This is a genomic window from Rahnella sp. PCH160, assembly GCF_047784855.1.
Lineage (GTDB): Bacteria > Pseudomonadota > Gammaproteobacteria > Enterobacterales > Enterobacteriaceae > Rahnella.
The window spans coordinates 788,996-804,691 of sequence record NZ_JBLOGT010000001.1 but is presented as its reverse complement, the minus strand read 5'-3'; the positions used below and the strand labels follow the sequence as shown (position 1 = coordinate 804,691).

The following is a 15,696-nucleotide window of genomic DNA, read 5'->3' as shown; positions in this document are numbered from 1 at the left end:
TGTACTGGGTTCTTTGATGACGTCTGCTGGCGATGGATGGAACGTTAACGTTTCTGATATCAACATTAACGTCAACATGGGGTCTGGTTTAAAGCAGTAGAGGAACCGCCCTTCGGGGCGGTTTTTTTACGTTATCTTTTCCGCCCTAATCCCCAGCATACGGCCCCGGCCACAACCAGCGACGGTATCGTTGCGCCGACGTCAGGCAGCAGATTTGCCATCGCGTGATAAACCGCAATGCCCGCAATCCACGCGATCAGCGAGGTGATTTTCAGTGGTTTGCTTGTCGCTTCGCGCAGAACAAAATGATGCGTCAGCACCACGCCAAACAGCGGCGCAAACACCGAGCCAATCAGCAGCAGGAAGTTTTCGTACTGAGTCAGCGGAACGCCCCAGGCGATCAGCGTACACAACAGGCCGATGCCGAGCGTCAGTTTACCAATTCCGACGGGTACGGAAGTGCCCGCTGAAACCGCCGCCGAGTGAATATCGGCAAAGGCGTTTTCATGCTCATCCACCAGAATCAGCAGCAGCGGAATACCGAACGCGACGCCGGAAAGCGCCAGAAGCAACGCATTGGCGTCAGTCGATGTGCTGACAAAGGCCAGCGTATACGCCACGCCGAGCGACATCATCCAGACGCTTCCGAGGAAATACCCGCAGGCGGTGCCCCAGAAATTTTGCCGGGCAGATTTGCCAAAACGGGTGTAATCCGACACCAGCGGCAGCCAGGAAAAAGCCATCGAAACCACGATGTCGCAGGCCAGCGCGAAAGGCATCGAGCCATCTCCGGCTTTGTGCCACAGCGTAAATAAATCGGCGTGCAGGAACAGATAACCGGTCAGCCACGCGCAACTTGCCAGCAATAACCAGATGCCCCAGCGGCGCAGCACGACGCGGATAAACGCCAGCGGGCCGCTGGCTGCCAGCAGCGTGGCGACGGCGCCAAAGATGAACGTCCACATCGTGGGATTGGCCCAGACACTTTCTTCGCCCCATGCGCGTTTTGCCAGAAGGCTGGCCGCATCACGCATTACCACGATTTCAAACGCGCCCCAGCCAATCAGCTGGATCAGATTGAAGATGACCGGCAGCGCAATGCCGCGTTTGCCGAGGCTCAGTTTCAGCGAGGCCATCGAAGACAAACCGGTCTGGCCGCCAATCACGCCGACCAGCGCCAGCAGCCCGACGCCGACTGCCGAGCCGAGCACGATAGCAGCAATCGAACCCGCCAGCCCCAAACCGGGTGCCAGAATCGCACCGGCCTGCAAGACCATCAGACCCATACCTAACGAAAACCACAGTGAGAATAAATCGGACCAGCCCAGAACCCGTGATTTTTCCGGAACTGAAGCCTGAGGAGAATAAATACTATTATCTTTCATGAGGTTAATTTGGTTGCCACAGCGAACGTCTGTTATAGCATAGTGCGGCGAGGATCTGATGACGGGTGGGGGAGAAGCGCACTTTTCGGTTCGCCCTGTTTCAGGCAATGTGGACAAGCTAGTAGCCTCACTGTAGCAGTGATTCTGATGACGTCTGGCGGGATGGATGGAACGTTAATGTTTCTGATATCAGCCCCAAACCCCCTCATTCCGGGTGCCGTTATTTCGAAAAGATCACAACCACGCCCAACTTCTCCAGCAAATGGCTTTGCTGCCAGTCGTCGATTTTCACGCCGTCGAGATCGACTTTTCTGAGGTTTAATTCGCCCAGGTCGGAATTTGTCAGATCGCAGTGGGTGATGTTCACATTATTCCAGTCGAATTCGGTGAATTCTCCGCCAGAAAGGTCGGAACCACTGAGGTTAGCGCCTTGCACATTTGCGCCGGTCCAGCGGTTTTCCCACAGCTCACATTTTTCCAGAATCACTTTGCTGAAGTTGGCGTAGCTGAAATTATTCTTGGTCATGAACGCGCTGCAAAACCAGGTGCGGGTGGTGATCATATTCATAAAGCTGGCGCCGCTGAAATCTGCGCCGGTGGCTTTGCTTTCGCGGATCTCCAGACCCAGCGCCTGGATGTTTTTGAAATCAGCCATTGTCAGATCGCAGTGTTTAAAACTCGCATCCTGCAATTTTGCGTGCTGGAACGAGCAGCCCGCCTGTTCGTCATCATCGTAAAACAGACAGTCAGTAAAAGCGGTTTCCGATAAATCGCAGCTGTCGAAATGGCAGCGGTAAAAGCGGCAGTTTTCCAGCGTTTCGCCGGTGAATTGTTTCACGCCAAAACGCTGGCCGGTGAAAGTCTGGTCTTTAATCATGCTGTTTTCCTGCCCTTTTTACGCACTGCAAAGGGCAATATCCTGACAGAAAAATTCCCCTGAAAATATTGAAACCCCTTGTCATCACACGATTTCCTTACGCACTTCTTTTGCCGGATCGGCGAGCGGGGTCTATTCTCAATGGCTTAATGGAGCAATTTCTCTTAATCAGATAAGGAAGACTGAAATGCGTTTGTCCTACCTCTTTTTGGCAACCAGTCTGGCCATGAGCCAGTTTGCAGGCGCTGCGCAGAGCGTGCAGCCCGCCACGCAGGAGCCCGTCATGAACCATGCCATCAGTAAAGATAATCCGTTTCTGAAACCGAGCCCGCTTGAATATCAGGCACCGCAATTTAACCTGTATAAAGACAGCGATTACGAACCGGCGCTGCTCGAAGGCATCCGTCAGAAGCTCGCTGAAGTCGATAAAATTGCCGACGATACGTCACCGCCGACGTTCGAAAATACCTACGTTGCGCTGGAAAAATCCGGCAGCACGTTGCAGCGTGTACAGAGCGTTTTCGGTGCGATGACCGGCGCGAATACCAACGATACGCTGCAAAAAATTGATGAAGACACCTCGCCAAAACTGGCGGCGATGGACGACAGCATTCACCTCAACAGCAAATTGTTTGCCCGCCTGAAAACCGTGTATGACCAGCGCAATACGCTGAAGCTGGATGCGGAATCGCAGCGTCTGATTGAAGTCACGTATAAAGATTTTGAGCTGGCGGGCGCGAATCTTTCGGACGCCGGTAAAGACCAGCTCAAGGCGCTGAACCAGCAGGCGGCCACGCTGAGTACGCAGTTCACCAATAAACTTCTCGCGGCGACGAAAGCGGGCGGGCTGACGGTAACAGATAAAACGCAACTGGCCGGGCTGAGCGACGCCGAGCTTTCCGCGGCAGCGCAGGCGGCCAAAGACCGTAAGCTGGATAACGCGTGGTTGCTGGTGCTGCAAAACACCACCCAGCAGCCTTTGTTGCAGCCGCTGGAAAACCGCGACACGCGCAAGGCGCTGTACGACGCGTCCATTAATCGCGCTGAAAAAGGCGATGCCAACGATACGCGTACGCTAATCGCAAAACTGGCGAAAGTCCGTGCGGAACAGGCCAAAGTGCTGGGATTCCCAAGTTATGCAGCGTGTAAACTGGAAGATCAGATGGCGAAAACGCCGCAGGCTGCGCTGGATTTCATGCACAAAATTGTGCCAGCCGCGACTGCCCGCGCGGAGCGTGAGGCGAAAGATATTCAGTCAGAAATCGATAAGCAAAAGGGCGGATTCAGCGTAGCGGCCTGGGACTGGCAGCATTACGCCCAGAAGGTGCGCAAAGAGAAATACGATCTCGATGATGCGCAGATCAAACCGTACTTCGAGCTGAATAACGTGCTGGAAAACGGCGTGTTCTACGCGGCGAATCTGCTGTACGGCATCACGTTTAAAGAGCGCAAAGACCTGCCGGTCTGGAACCCCGATGTGCGCGTTTTTGAAGTCTTCGATAAAGACGGTAAATCGATGGCGCTGTTTTACGCCGATTATTATCAGCGTGATAACAAAGGCGGCGGCGCGTGGATGAGTAATTTCGTCGACCAGTCTAAACTGCTCGGCACCAAACCTGTGATTTATAACGTCGCTAACTTCCAGAAACCTGCGGCGGGGCAACCGGCGTTGTTGTCGTGGGATGATGTGATCACGATGTTCCACGAGTTCGGCCATACGCTGCACGGGCTGTTTGCCGACCAGCAATATCCGAGCCTTTCAGGCACTGCGACGCCGCGCGATTTCGTCGAATTCCCGTCCCAGTTTAACGAGCACTGGGCGAGTGACCCGAAAGTGTTTACTCACTTCGCGAAGCATTATCAGACCGGTGAAGTCATGCCGCAGGCCTTGCAGGACAAAATCGAGAAAGCCAGTAAGTTTAATAAAGGGTATGACATGACCGAGCTGCTGGCCGCCGCGCTTCTGGACATGCACTGGCACAGCCTGAGTGCCACGGAACCGCAGCAGGATGTCGATAAGTTCGAAGCCGAATCGCTGGCGAAGGACAAAGTGAATCTGGCGTACGTTCCGCCGCGCTATCGTTCCAGCTATTTCCAGCACATCTGGGGGAACGGGTACGCCGCCGGGTATTATGCGTATCTGTGGACAGAAATGCTGGCCGACGATGCCTTTGCCGGGATCACCGAACAAGGCGGGCTGACGCGGGAAAATGGTCAGAAATTCCGTGATCAAATTCTTTCACGCGGTAACAGTGAGGATCTGGAAAAACTCTATGAAACCTGGCGCGGCAAAGCACCGTCCATTGAACCGATGCTGAAAAACAGAGGTCTGGAAGAGTAATTCAATCCGCCATGAAACAGCCCTGACCGTTATGCGTTCAGGGCTTTTTTTACGCCGTCCGCGCCGCCAGCCGGTGGCCCATCCAGAAGAACACCAGCCCGCCGGCCGAAGCGGCAATCAGCGCAATAAACATCACCGGCGGTGCGGCGTAACTGAGCAGGAAACCGCACATCACCGGGTTTATCGCGCCGCCAAGATTGCTCAGGTTTTGCATCCCGTAGTAGCTGCCTTTCATGTTTTCCGGCGCGATATAGTCGATAAACATGTATTCAACCGGAATGACGATCAGCTCGCCGAAGCTGAAAATCGCCATCGCGATGATCCAGAACAGCACCGATTGCCCGGCCGTCATGAAGCCAATCAGACCGATGATGAAGAAAATGGTGCCGAGCAGCAGCCATTTCAGCAGGCTTTTTTGTTTCATCCGGCTACTTAACGCGTACTGGAAGACGATCACGATGACGGCGTTGGTGATCATCACGGCGCCGATAATTTTGTACGCAAACGCCGCATTGGAAACCAGAATCAGATATTGCGACAGATAACCGGCGAACTGCCCGAAAACGACCGAACCCAGCGTGCTGCCGAGCGTGAAGTAAATCAGGCGGCGATCATGGGCCAGAATGCTGAGCGTCTGGCGCAGGTTAGGTTTGGGCAGCGGTTTTTGTTCCAGCTCTGTTTGCGGTGGTTTTTGCGGGATATTACGCAATCCCCAGCCCAACGAAATCACGGTGCCCAGTGCCAGCACGCCGGAAATAATAAACGGCAGCATCGGGCTGAAACCGGCCAGCCAGACGCCAAGCGACGACCCGACCGCCCAGCCGACGTTCACCAGCGTGTAGTTCATCGAGAAGGCTTTGACCCGCTTTTCAACCGGTAACCAGCTGGCGATACAGGCTTTAAGGGTAATACTCAGCAGGGCGTAAGACGCGTTAAGCAGCGCCAGAACCAGCAAAACGCCGGTGACATCCGGCAGCACCGGCAGCAGTAAAAAGCTCAGGCCGAAAGAACTGATCGACACGGTAATCAGCGTCCGGTGATTAAATTTGTCCACCAGATAACCGCCGTACAGACTGCTGAGAATACCGATCGCCAGGCTGGCGCCAAGAATAATCCCGACGCTTTTTGGCAGCAGATGATAGTGCTCGGTCAGATAAATCGTGATAAACGGCAGAGTGACACCACGTCCGATAGTAAGTACTAACGAACTGGCGAGCAGCGCAAGGATCAGCGGCGGCATTCCCTTCATCCCCTTCATTCTCGAGGCATTCCTTTCAATATTGAGTGTGTTTGTGGTTATGGATAGCCAAAGATAATAGTCGAGTCTGCGCAGTATTTTTCGATACAAAAAGAAGGGATTAAAGAGAGTTGCGCGGGAGTGACCCGCGCGGTCAGAATTTCGCTCAGCGCTTCTCCGGCCCCAGCCCGCTGAAGAGTAGCAGGGAGACGTGTTTACGCAGCATGTCGGGGGAAATCAGTGAGCCGCCTTCTTTTCTCATTTTCATGGAGGCCATCGGGAACAGCGTCAGGCCGAACAATGAAATAAACAGCAGCGCCGGATTCAGATCCGGATTCAGACGCCCTTCGGCCTGCCAGCGGGCAATCGATTCATGCACGACTTTGCGGTTTTTGTCGCCGTTACGTTCTTCCATACGCTTTTTCAGCATGCCGCTTTCGCTGATCACTTCCCGCACCCACAGCGGCGCGACCCACGGGTATTTTTCCGCAGCATCAATCATGCATTGCGCCATGTGCGTAATCGCCATCAGCGGATCGTCGGCGTGGGTTTCGAAAATATCAGTAAACCCGGCGCGTACCGGCTGAAAACGTTCGTCGATCATGACATCCAGCAACTGCTCGCGGGTATTAAAATAGTAATGCAGCATCGCGGTGGTTACGCCCGCTTCTTTGGCAATCTGACTCAGCGGTGTCTCGGCGATACCGTATTGGGCAAACAGTTTCAGAGCGGCATCCAGCAGTAATTCCCGCTTGTCCGCGCCTTTTTTGACGCTGCGCGGGCGGCCCGGACGGCGCGCTGGCGTTTGATCCTTTTGTGCGGATCCTGTCGTTTCTGAGATTTTTCTGTCTGTCATAAGTGGTTTGATCCATTGACCGGATGGGGTGGATGCCTCAATATTAATTATACAGTTAATTAATTACAAGTCAGGAAACTATTCATGACCACTATACATTCAGCGCAGAGTGATGTCGCAGAACAGAAGCCGTCGATAAAGCTGCTGTTCTCCGCCCTGATGCTGGTAATGCTGCTGGCCGCGCTCGACCAGACGATTGTTTCCACCGCGCTGCCGACGATTGTGAGCGAGCTGGGCGGGCTGGATCAGCTTTCGTGGGTGGTGACGTCTTACCTGCTGGCGTCAACCATTGTCGTCCCGCTGTACGGTAAATTCGGCGATCTGCTTGGCCGCAAAATCGTCCTGCAAACCGCCATCGTGGTATTCCTGCTCGGCTCGGTATTGTGCGGGCTGGCGCAGAACATGACGCAGCTGATCCTGATGCGTGCCTTGCAGGGGCTGGGCGGCGGCGGGCTGATGGTGGTCAGTATGGCCGCCGTGGGCGACGTTATCCCGCCGTCTGAGCGCGGGAAATATCAGGGGTTGTTCGGCGGCGTCTTCGGCCTCGCGACGGTTATCGGGCCGCTGATCGGCGGTTTCCTGGTGGAGCATATTTCGTGGCGCTGGATTTTCTACATCAACCTGCCGCTGGGTATTTTCGCGCTGCTGGTCATCGGCGTGGCGCTGAAATCGCAGACCGCGCGTATACGCCATGAAATCGACTTCCTCGGCGCGGGTTATCTTGCGGCGGCGCTGACCTGCATTATTTTGTTCACCAGCGAAGGTGGCACGGTCTATCAGTGGTCGGATCCGCAGCTGTGGTGCATTCTGGCGTTCGGACTGGTTACGCTCGGCGGATTCATCTATGAAGAAACGCTGGCGGCAGAACCGATTATTCCGCTCGGGTTATTCCGCGACCGCACGTTCCTGCTGAGCTGCGCCATCAGCTTTATTATCGGGATGTCACTGATGGGGTCGATGACATTCCTGCCACTGTATTTGCAGGTGGTAAAAGGCTCGACGCCGTCGGAAGCCGGGATGCAGCTGCTGCCGCTGATGGGCGCTTTGCTGGTCAGTTCGATTATCAGCGGACGGATTATCAGCCGCATCGGGCGTTACCGTATTTTCCCGATCCTCGGGACGTTACTGAGCTTTGCCGGCATGGTTTTACTGGGCTTTCTGAAAGTCGGCACGCCGCTTCATATGTTGTATCTCTACATCGGCGTGCTCGGTTTCGGGTTGGGCATGGTGATGCAGGTGCTGGTGCTGGCGGTGCAAAACTCGGTTTCGATGAAGCAAATGGGCGTTGCGACGTCCGGTGTTACGCTGTTCCGCTCGATCGGTGGATCAATCGGCGTGGCGATGTTCGGCGCGATTTTCACGCATGTTTTGCGTAATCAGCTTGAAGCGCGGATCCCCGAAGGAACGCAGCTCCCGCGCTCACTGGGTGCGCAGGCCGTTCAGCAATTGCCCGCTGCAATCCGCGACGATTATTTGCAGGCATTCGGCACGGCGCTGCACTCGGTGTACCAGATCGCCGCAGGTGTCATGGTGCTGGCGTTTATTCTTTCGCTGTTGCAAAAAGAGGGCGTGCTGAAGAAAGAGCAAACCCGCCTCTAAGTTTTCCCTGGCGGTTGTGAGTTTTTTCTCACACCGCCAGAATTTCAATTAAAAATCCTCGTGCGGTCTCCTTTCTGTTATTTATACGTTTTGATGATATTCCGATCTGTTATTATTTTGGCAGGGAAAGTGTATTGCTTTGATGAATGTTTATCAGAAATCCCCATCTAGTAATATATAAATCACTGAGCGTTATTTCATAGCAATAAGGATATTGATATGTTCTCATCATTAAGCCGGAGTGTCGGGTGTTTTGGCGTCAACTTATTCCATGACGTTATCGAGGTGCAGTATAGGTTGAAGAATTCCGGTTTCCCTGATCTGGTGGTTGATGGCAACTGTGGTCAGAAAACTGTCGCGGCGATAAGAGAATATCAGCGCCGCTTTATGTCTTTGCCCGATGGCCTGGTTGAAGTTAATGGCGCAACGATTCGCCGGTTGCAGTCCGCAGCGATTTCACAGGGAAGTGCTCGTCTGGATACCCCTGTGCCGCCAGCGAGTAACGCGCCGGTGTCCGGTGGCGTGAGACGGAATGTTAATGAGTTATCGGTAAGTCCTCAGGGGCATGCATTGATTAAGAATTATGAAAGTTTAAAATTAAAGACATACTTCGACCAAACTGGCTTGGAAATAAATAAATATGTTGATGGAGCGACAATCGGATATGGTCATCTAATAGAAAACGCCAGTGAATTTGAAATTTATAAGAATGGAATAACAGAAATGAAAGCAAATGAGCTATATCTGGAAGATATAAATGAATTCGAGGAGAAAGTAAAGAAAGTTCTCAAAGCGGAAGTAAATCAAAATGAATATGATGCAATAATTATGTTTTCTTTTAATATCGGATATGGAAGCGTTAAACATGACAAAGGATTTGTCTCATCTGAAGTTTTAAAAATAATGAATGGCACATCTACTGGAGATATTGATGAGGCCTGGTTACGGTGGGGGTACAGTCAGCATCATTTTTCTAATGGCCTGATGAATAGGAGAAGGTCAGAGCTGAATGTTTTTCACAATGGAGTCTATGCCCGATGAAAAGAATACTATTGTCATTTCTTATTATGGGCTCTATAGCTTGTCACGCTGAAGGCTATAAACTGCACGCCGGACATCCAGACTTTGAGGGTAAACGTTTTGATATTGATTTAAAATACAATTGTCCCGAAGGCGAAATGACTTGCAAGGATGTTGATTACGACGGGATTAATAAGAAAACAGGTGCGAGATTGCATCTCAAAGGCCGCGTAATGTTCAATTCTCATAGCTATGATTTTCAGGGATATATATTTGACAACGGCGAGTATAGTTATGTTCTGAATCCTGATAATTCTAAAGAGACAGATTCAGGACAAGTTTGGATTTTAAACGTATTTTATAAAGACAAGGTCATAGCAACTGATGAAGGTGTTATGCAGTAATTTTTCCCTTTGAAAAGGAATTTATAATTTATGAAAAAATCAATGTTAATAGTATTAATATGCATGTGTAGCATGAGTTGTTTTGCGCAAAACTACAGACTTCACTCAGGACTCCCAGATTTTGAAGGGCAGCGTTTCGATATCGATCTCAAAGACAATTGCCCTGAAGGAGAAATGGATTGTGATGATGTTAGCTATGACGGGATTAATAAAAAAACGGGGGCGAGACTGCATCTGAAAGGTCGGGTTATTACAAATTATTATAGTCATGACTTCAGGGGTATGAGTTTAAAAATGGAAATTATACTTATACATTGCGACCGGATTCTAAATCTTCCAATGATGTATTTCAAATCTGGAATCTGAACATTTCCTTAAATGATCAAGTCATAGCAACCGACCAGGGCATCATGCATTAGCGTTTCACGGTCTCTGTCTGATAGTGCCATTTGAGATCAACCCAAATGGCACTGACGGAATCGTTAAGAAACTCTGTCAATCCATAGACTATAACCAGAAGTTCCTGCGATATGATGCGTGACATCTATGGTTTCATAGCGCAATGAAAGTGTCTCATAAGGCTGTGAATCTCCTCCCGGAAGCGTGCTGGGATTGGTCGAGGAAATACTTTCAATGGTGGCATCAGTCAGTTTGATGGTTAAATACTTCTCCTGCACGCCGTATTGCGAAGTTCTGTAGTAATCCAAAATACACTGAATACGCTCGTTATTAGAAATAGCGACCAGCAGTAATGGCGTCGATTTATCCAGAGGTTTGGTTACACGCATCGGGTGATGATTAACATTTTGTTCACGGGTAATATCGTGCTGCGATGAATAGATAAGTATCTGATCTGCATGCCCTGCCTGGAATCTGTTACCGATTGAACTGTAACTTGAACAACCGGCTGATATCAGGCCCTGAGTCATTCCATTTATGGTTAAATATGTACAGTTTGACATTCTTAAAATTCCTTTTAAAAGCGATTTGTATGTGTATTTCCTGACGAGATTTTTATGTATTTATTTTCTGAGACTGATTTTAGCATGTTGTGTTTTTTAATTATGAGGCTCTGATTGGATTATTTATTGTTTTAAATGCCCTCCCCGTATTTATTAAATTGTTTATTTAATGCCAATCAATAAGCCAAATGAATATAATTTCTGGGTAAAGCGTCAGAAACCTTCTACGCTTAAAGGTTCTGTAACGTCATGCAAACCAGAACATCAGGGCAGGACAGCCCTGACGATAAATCCATTAAGAGGTGTACCATGCTTTTTCGCCGGTTCGAGCGAATGATCGACATTTTTCGGGAGGCGCCGGGGGCCGAGCCACCGGGCACAGTCTGGCCTTTTTATCTTTATTATCTGCGTCAGGTCTGGCCGAGTTTTGCGGTGCTGCTGGTCGTCGGACTGGTAGCGTCACTGATTGAAGTGTCGCTGTTCAGCTACCTCAGCCAGATTATCGATCTCACTAAAGACACGCCGCCTGGCAGTTTTTTTTCCGACCATAGGGGCGAGTTGCTCTGGATGGCAGCGGTGGCGATGATCATGCGGCCGGTGTTTTTCGGGCTGAATGATTTGCTGGTTCATCAGACGCTTACGCCCGGCATGACCAGCATGATCCGCTGGCAGAATCACAAATACGTCCTCAGACAAAGCCTCAACTTTTTCCAGAGCGATTTTGCCGGGCGTATTGCGCAGCGCATCATGCAGACCGGCAGTTCGCTGCGTGATTCCGCGGTGCAGATGGTCGATGCCATCTGGCATGTGGTGATTTACGCCGCCAGCGCCTTATACCTGTTTGCTGAAGCCGACTGGCGTCTGATGATCCCGCTGATTATCTGGATTTTCTGTTACGCCATCTGCCTGTGGTATTTCGTTCCGCGTGTGAAGCAGCGTTCGGTCGAATCGTCTGAAGCCCGTTCGAAACTGATGGGCTGCATTGTGGACGGCTATACCAATATTTCGACGCTGAAACTGTTTGCGCATACCGATATGGAACAGCAGTATGCCCGCGAGGCCATCACCGAGCAGACTTTAAAAACCCAGCTCGCTGGCCGCCTGTTAACCGGCATGGCGTTTGCGATCACCACGCTTAACGGCCTGCTGATTGTTGCCAGCACCGGGCTGGCACTGTGGCTGTGGACGCAATCGCTGATCACCGTCGGGGCTATCGCGCTGGCGACGGGGCTGGTGATTCGTATCGTGAATATGTCCGGCTGGATTATGTGGGTGGTCAACGGCATTTTCGAGAATATCGGTACGGTTCAGGACGGTCTGCATACCATCGCGCAGCCGCTGACCGTCACGGATAAACCGCAGGCTCCGGCGCTGAAAGTCGATCAGGGAGCGATCCGCTTTGATCACGTGAACTTCAACTATGGGAAAGGCAGCCCGGTGATCCGGAACCTGGATCTGGCGATCCGTCCCGGCGAGAAGATCGGCCTGATCGGGCCTTCCGGCGCGGGAAAATCCACGCTGGTGAACCTGCTGCTGCGCTTATACGACATCGACGGCGGTCGGATTCTCATTGATGAGCAGAATATTGCCGACGTCACGCAGGGCAGTCTGCGCGCGCAAATCGGCATGATTACGCAGGACACATCGCTGTTGCACCGTTCTATTCGCGACAACCTGCTGTACGGCAGGCCGGGCGCGACGGATGAAGAATTGCAGCTGGCGATACGTCAGGCACGCGCCGATGAATTCATTCCGCAACTCTATGATTCACAGGGACGCACCGGGCTGGATGCGCACGTCGGTGAACGCGGCGTGAAACTCTCCGGCGGGCAACGTCAGCGTATTGCGATTGCGCGCGTGTTACTGAAAAACGCGCCAATCCTGATTATGGACGAAGCCACGTCGGCACTCGATTCGGAAGTGGAAGCGGCGATTCAGGAAAGCCTGGAAACACTGATGGGCGGTAAAACGGTGATTGCGATTGCGCACCGGTTATCGACCATTGCCAAAATGGACCGTCTGGTGGTGCTGGAAAAAGGGCAGATCGTCGAAACGGGAAGTCACGCCGAACTGCTGGCGCACGGCGGTCTGTATGCCCGTTTGTGGCAGCATCAGACCGGCGGATTTGTCGGAATGGATTAACCGTCGTTCTTTAAGACGGCGCGTGCCGGTAGGGCAGCACTTCACGGGCTTCATCGGCCCAGCGCTGCACGCCGGCACGTTCTTCCACCAGAAAATCGTCGACGGCGTCGCGCAAACCCGGATGCCGTAAATAGTGCCACGAGTCGGTGATCACCGGCTCAAAGCCGCGCAGCAGTTTGTGTTCGCCTTGTGCGCCTGCGTCGAACCGCGCCAGCCCGTGTGCAATCGCGTATTCCATTCCCTGATAGAAACAGGTTTCGAAATGCAGCCGGTCGAACTCCGCAAGACAGCCCCAGTAGCGGCCATAAAATGTATCGCCGCTGATTAAACTGAACGCCATCGCCACGTCGCGGCCATTTTGTTGCGCCATCACCACGCGGATCGCCTCCGGCATTCTTTCTGCCAGCAGGCTGAAAAATTCACGGGTCAGATAAGGTGACTGGCCGCGGATCCGGTAGGTATTGCTGTAGCAGGCGTACACGAAATCCCACTGCGTTTCGGTCAGCTGCGCGCCTTCCCGCCACACAAATTCAATGCCCTGCGCCGCGACCTGTTCGCGTTCCTTACGGAACTGTTTGCGCTTACGCGAGGTGAGGGCGTCGAGATAATCCTGAAAATCGCGGTAGTCGCGGTTTTGCCAGTGATACTGACAGCCCAGCCGGTGCTGCCACACAGCTTCATCGCCGAGCAGCCGGTTGGCGCGGGTGTCCGTGAAATTGATGTGTGCGCCGGTCAGCCCGTTTGCTTCGAGATATTCCGGCAGTGCTTGTATGAGGTTTACCGCTGCCGCTTCATCGCCCAGCAGCCGTGCGCCGGTCACCGGGCTGAACGGCACTGCGCCCAGCCACTTCGGATAATACGCAATGCCCGACCGCTGGCAGGCGTCCGCCCAGCCCTGATCAAACACGTATTCGCCGTAAGAATGCCGTTTACGATAGCCGGGAATAGCCGCCAGAATTTTGCCGTTTTCCCGCCACAGAAGATGTTCCGGACGCCAGCCGGAAGTCGGCCCCAGGCTGCCGCTGTCTTCCAGCGTGGATAAAAACGCATGGCTGAGGAACGGTTGCTGCGCAGGCACCAGCGCATCCCACTCTTCGGCGGGTAAATCGACCAGACGGTTTAACGGCGTAATGGGCATCAATTTTCTCACTGTGGTGGAAAAGGCGGTAGCGCGTTCAGATTATAATGATTAGTGATTTAGCGGGCGCTGATTTATACCCGTCATACTTCAAGCTGCTTATGCGTTGGCTACACCCGTTCACCCCAGTCACTTACCGGAGTAAGCTCCCGGGGATTTACGGCTTTGCCGCCTTTAAGCAACTCGAATTATTTTGGGTAGAGTGCTCTGGAAAGGATTTTTCAAATAACGAATGGCGTAATTCTCTGATTTACCCTCCGGAATATTAACCACAATATCCCGGAGGGTAATTAATTTTACGGCATGCGAAAAATTAATTAACTGGCTCTGACTTCAGGATTATCTGACAGCGAAATAAAGCTGGCGCTCTTCGCATCAAAGGCTTCAATGCAGCCTGATTCAATATCATAAACCCAGCCGTGCAGGGTAACGTCGCCTTTCGCTAACGCCACCGCCACACAAGGATGTGTGCGCAGATTGCTCAGTTGTGCAACCACGTTCTGATGCACCATCCCGTTGACGCGCGCTTCCGGCGTGTCGTGTTCTGTGGCTTCGTTGATGGCTTTCGCCGCATCGGAATAACGCAGCCAGTGAGCCACCGCTGGCATGTGATCCAGACAGGTACAGTTGGCGATTGCGCTCATCGCGCCACAGTTGGAATGCCCGCAGATGACGATATCTTTCACGCCCAGCGCCTTCACGGCGTACTCGACGGTGGCAGAAACGCCGCCCGGTTCCGGCCCGAATGGCGGCACGATGTTACCGGCGTTGCGGATAACAAACAGTTCGCCCGGCTCACGCTGCGTGACTAATTCCGGCACTAACCGGCTGTCAGAGCAGGATATAAACAGGGTCTTTGGATTTTGGTTTAATGCGAGTTCTTTGAATAATTTAGAGCGTTGTGGGAACGCCTCTTTCTGGAATCTGAGGAAGCCTTCAATTACGTCTTTCATAGGGGGATTTCCTGTATTTCGATCCCATCGATACTGCCACGAAAAAAAAGGCAGATCAATCAGACGGAAAATCACTACTATTTATAGGGTAAATCAGTTTTCCTAAAATATTATAAAATTCAGCGCTAAAGGATTTCATCCGGCATTTTTTATTATCTTCCCTTTATCTCTGCGCGATCCGCCCCCATTATTTCTCTGTTCCCTAAATCAAGGAGTCTGTATGACAATCGAATACGCTATCTTCGGTGGCGGCTGTTTCTGGTGTACGGAAGCAGTGTTCAAAGACGTCATCGGCGTGGAGTCGGTGGAAAGTGTTTACACCGGCGGCGCGCGGCCGAACCCGACCTATGAGCAGGTTTGCAGCGGAGCGACCGGTCACGCAGAAGCCATTCGTGTCGGCTTTGACCCGGCGAAACTCAGTTACGGCGATTTACTGGATATCCACTTCGTCACGCATGATCCGACCCAGCTTAACCGCCAGGGAAATGACGTCGGCACGCAATACCGTTCAGTGATTTTCCCGGCCAATGAGCAGCAAAAAGCTGAAGCTGAGGCGGCTATTTTGCGCGCGCAACAGGATCACAGCGATCCGGTTGTCACCAGTATTGAACCCCTGGGCGAGGTGTATGTTGCGGAAGGTTATCACCAGAATTACTGGGAGGGCGCTGGGCAGCAGAACCGCTACTGCATGGCTGTTATTCCGCCGAAACTGCAAAAGCTGCGTAAGGGTTTTGCACAACGGACGAAATCGCTGAATCCGTAAACGGCAGAAGCCAGAACGT

General features: G+C 52.2%; 14 protein-coding genes. 7 read left to right on the top strand and 7 right to left on the bottom strand.

The genetic code is table 11. The features are described from left to right. Positions 1–131: 131 nt before the first annotated feature. On the bottom strand, positions 132–1,385 hold the full coding sequence (gene cytX, locus ACM5QY_RS03740; protein ID WP_416119258.1) for a putative hydroxymethylpyrimidine transporter CytX: 1,254 nt from the start codon (positions 1,383–1,385) through the stop codon (positions 132–134). Positions 1,386–1,605: 220 nt separating this feature from the next. After that, positions 1,606–2,262, bottom strand: a complete 657-nt coding sequence (locus ACM5QY_RS03735; RefSeq protein ID WP_416119257.1) for a Qnr family pentapeptide repeat protein — start codon at positions 2,260–2,262, stop codon at positions 1,606–1,608. Positions 2,263–2,449: 187 nt separating this feature from the next. Between ACM5QY_RS03735 and dcp the strand changes: the two genes are divergently transcribed. Beyond that, on the top strand, positions 2,450–4,603 hold the full coding sequence (gene dcp / locus ACM5QY_RS03730) for a peptidyl-dipeptidase Dcp (RefSeq protein ID WP_416119256.1): 2,154 nt from the start codon (positions 2,450–2,452) through the stop codon (positions 4,601–4,603). A gap of 49 nt (positions 4,604–4,652) precedes the next feature. On the opposite strand, the gene ACM5QY_RS03725 is transcribed toward dcp, so the two are convergent. Then, entirely contained in the window at positions 4,653–5,852 is a 1,200-nt protein-coding gene (locus tag ACM5QY_RS03725) for an MFS transporter (protein WP_416122810.1), read from the bottom strand. A gap of 154 nt (positions 5,853–6,006) precedes the next feature. After that, positions 6,007–6,696: a TetR/AcrR family transcriptional regulator gene (locus ACM5QY_RS03720; protein WP_416119255.1), complete on the bottom strand. Its 690-nt coding sequence runs from the start codon at positions 6,694–6,696 to the stop codon at positions 6,007–6,009. Between the two features lie 84 nt (positions 6,697–6,780). Here ACM5QY_RS03720 and ACM5QY_RS03715 point away from each other — a divergent pair, with 84 nt between their 5' ends. The 4 genes from ACM5QY_RS03715 to ACM5QY_RS03700 all read left to right on the top strand — a co-directional run bounded on the left by ACM5QY_RS03715 (position 6,781) and on the right by ACM5QY_RS03700 (position 10,085). Further along, positions 6,781–8,295, top strand: a complete 1,515-nt coding sequence (locus tag ACM5QY_RS03715; RefSeq protein ID WP_416119254.1) for an MDR family MFS transporter — start codon at positions 6,781–6,783, stop codon at positions 8,293–8,295. A 219-nt stretch (positions 8,296–8,514) separates the two neighbouring features. Then, the gene (locus ACM5QY_RS03710; RefSeq protein ID WP_416119253.1) at positions 8,515–9,336 is read left to right on the top strand and encodes a glycoside hydrolase family protein; all 822 of its coding nucleotides are present in this window, start codon (positions 8,515–8,517) and stop codon (positions 9,334–9,336) included. After that, a complete protein-coding gene (locus ACM5QY_RS03705; protein ID WP_416119252.1) occupies positions 9,333–9,719 on the top strand; it encodes a hypothetical protein in 387 nt (128 codons plus the stop codon). Before ACM5QY_RS03710 ends, ACM5QY_RS03705 begins: the two co-directional genes overlap by 4 nt. A 30-nt stretch (positions 9,720–9,749) precedes the next feature. Continuing rightward, complete coding sequence (locus tag ACM5QY_RS03700; RefSeq protein WP_416119251.1) at positions 9,750–10,085, top strand: hypothetical protein; 336 nt, start codon at positions 9,750–9,752, stop codon at positions 10,083–10,085. A gap of 116 nt (positions 10,086–10,201) precedes the next feature. On the opposite strand, the gene ACM5QY_RS03695 is transcribed toward ACM5QY_RS03700, so the two are convergent. Then, positions 10,202–10,681 (bottom strand): Hcp family type VI secretion system effector, encoded by a 480-nt coding sequence (locus tag ACM5QY_RS03695; protein ID WP_416119250.1) that lies wholly within the window; start codon positions 10,679–10,681, stop codon positions 10,202–10,204. Positions 10,682–10,990: 309 nt separating this feature from the next. Between ACM5QY_RS03695 and ACM5QY_RS03690 the strand changes: the two genes are divergently transcribed. Continuing rightward, positions 10,991–12,823: an ABC transporter ATP-binding protein gene (locus tag ACM5QY_RS03690; protein ID WP_416119249.1), complete on the top strand. Its 1,833-nt coding sequence runs from the start codon at positions 10,991–10,993 to the stop codon at positions 12,821–12,823. 10 nt (positions 12,824–12,833) lie between these two features. Here the strand turns inward: ACM5QY_RS03690 and ACM5QY_RS03685 are convergent, their stop codons facing one another. Both ACM5QY_RS03685 and ACM5QY_RS03680 read right to left on the bottom strand, forming a co-directional pair. Continuing rightward, positions 12,834–13,961 (bottom strand): GNAT family N-acetyltransferase, encoded by a 1,128-nt coding sequence (locus tag ACM5QY_RS03685; protein ID WP_416119248.1) that lies wholly within the window; start codon positions 13,959–13,961, stop codon positions 12,834–12,836. A 317-nt stretch (positions 13,962–14,278) separates the two neighbouring features. Next, the gene (locus ACM5QY_RS03680) at positions 14,279–14,914 is read right to left on the bottom strand and encodes a carbonic anhydrase (protein WP_416119247.1); all 636 of its coding nucleotides are present in this window, start codon (positions 14,912–14,914) and stop codon (positions 14,279–14,281) included. Positions 14,915–15,134: 220 nt separating this feature from the next. On the opposite strand from ACM5QY_RS03680, the gene msrA reads away from it, so the two are divergent. Beyond that, positions 15,135–15,677: a peptide-methionine (S)-S-oxide reductase MsrA gene (gene msrA, locus ACM5QY_RS03675; RefSeq protein ID WP_416119246.1), complete on the top strand. Its 543-nt coding sequence runs from the start codon at positions 15,135–15,137 to the stop codon at positions 15,675–15,677. Positions 15,678–15,696 lie beyond the last annotated feature (19 nt).

What these genes read in the sequence shown, in the direction of transcription:
- cytX (WP_416119258.1), bottom strand. Translation starts at nt 1,385, where the DNA reads ATGAAAGATAATAGTATTTATTCTCCTCAGGCTTCAGTTCCGGAAAAA.
- ACM5QY_RS03735 (WP_416119257.1), bottom strand. Translation starts at nt 2,262, where the DNA reads ATGATTAAAGACCAGACTTTCACCGGCCAGCGTTTTGGCGTGAAACAA.
- dcp (WP_416119256.1), top strand. Translation starts at nt 2,450, where the DNA reads ATGCGTTTGTCCTACCTCTTTTTGGCAACCAGTCTGGCCATGAGCCAG.
- ACM5QY_RS03725 (WP_416122810.1), bottom strand. Translation starts at nt 5,852, where the DNA reads ATGAAGGGAATGCCGCCGCTGATCCTTGCGCTGCTCGCCAGTTCGTTA.
- ACM5QY_RS03720 (WP_416119255.1), bottom strand. Translation starts at nt 6,696, where the DNA reads ATGACAGACAGAAAAATCTCAGAAACGACAGGATCCGCACAAAAGGAT.
- ACM5QY_RS03715 (WP_416119254.1), top strand. Translation starts at nt 6,781, where the DNA reads ATGACCACTATACATTCAGCGCAGAGTGATGTCGCAGAACAGAAGCCG.
- ACM5QY_RS03710 (WP_416119253.1), top strand. Translation starts at nt 8,515, where the DNA reads ATGTTCTCATCATTAAGCCGGAGTGTCGGGTGTTTTGGCGTCAACTTA.
- ACM5QY_RS03705 (WP_416119252.1), top strand. Translation starts at nt 9,333, where the DNA reads ATGAAAAGAATACTATTGTCATTTCTTATTATGGGCTCTATAGCTTGT.
- ACM5QY_RS03700 (WP_416119251.1), top strand. Translation starts at nt 9,750, where the DNA reads ATGAAAAAATCAATGTTAATAGTATTAATATGCATGTGTAGCATGAGT.
- ACM5QY_RS03695 (WP_416119250.1), bottom strand. Translation starts at nt 10,681, where the DNA reads ATGTCAAACTGTACATATTTAACCATAAATGGAATGACTCAGGGCCTG.
- ACM5QY_RS03690 (WP_416119249.1), top strand. Translation starts at nt 10,991, where the DNA reads ATGCTTTTTCGCCGGTTCGAGCGAATGATCGACATTTTTCGGGAGGCG.
- ACM5QY_RS03685 (WP_416119248.1), bottom strand. Translation starts at nt 13,961, where the DNA reads ATGCCCATTACGCCGTTAAACCGTCTGGTCGATTTACCCGCCGAAGAG.
- ACM5QY_RS03680 (WP_416119247.1), bottom strand. Translation starts at nt 14,914, where the DNA reads ATGAAAGACGTAATTGAAGGCTTCCTCAGATTCCAGAAAGAGGCGTTC.
- msrA (WP_416119246.1), top strand. Translation starts at nt 15,135, where the DNA reads ATGACAATCGAATACGCTATCTTCGGTGGCGGCTGTTTCTGGTGTACG.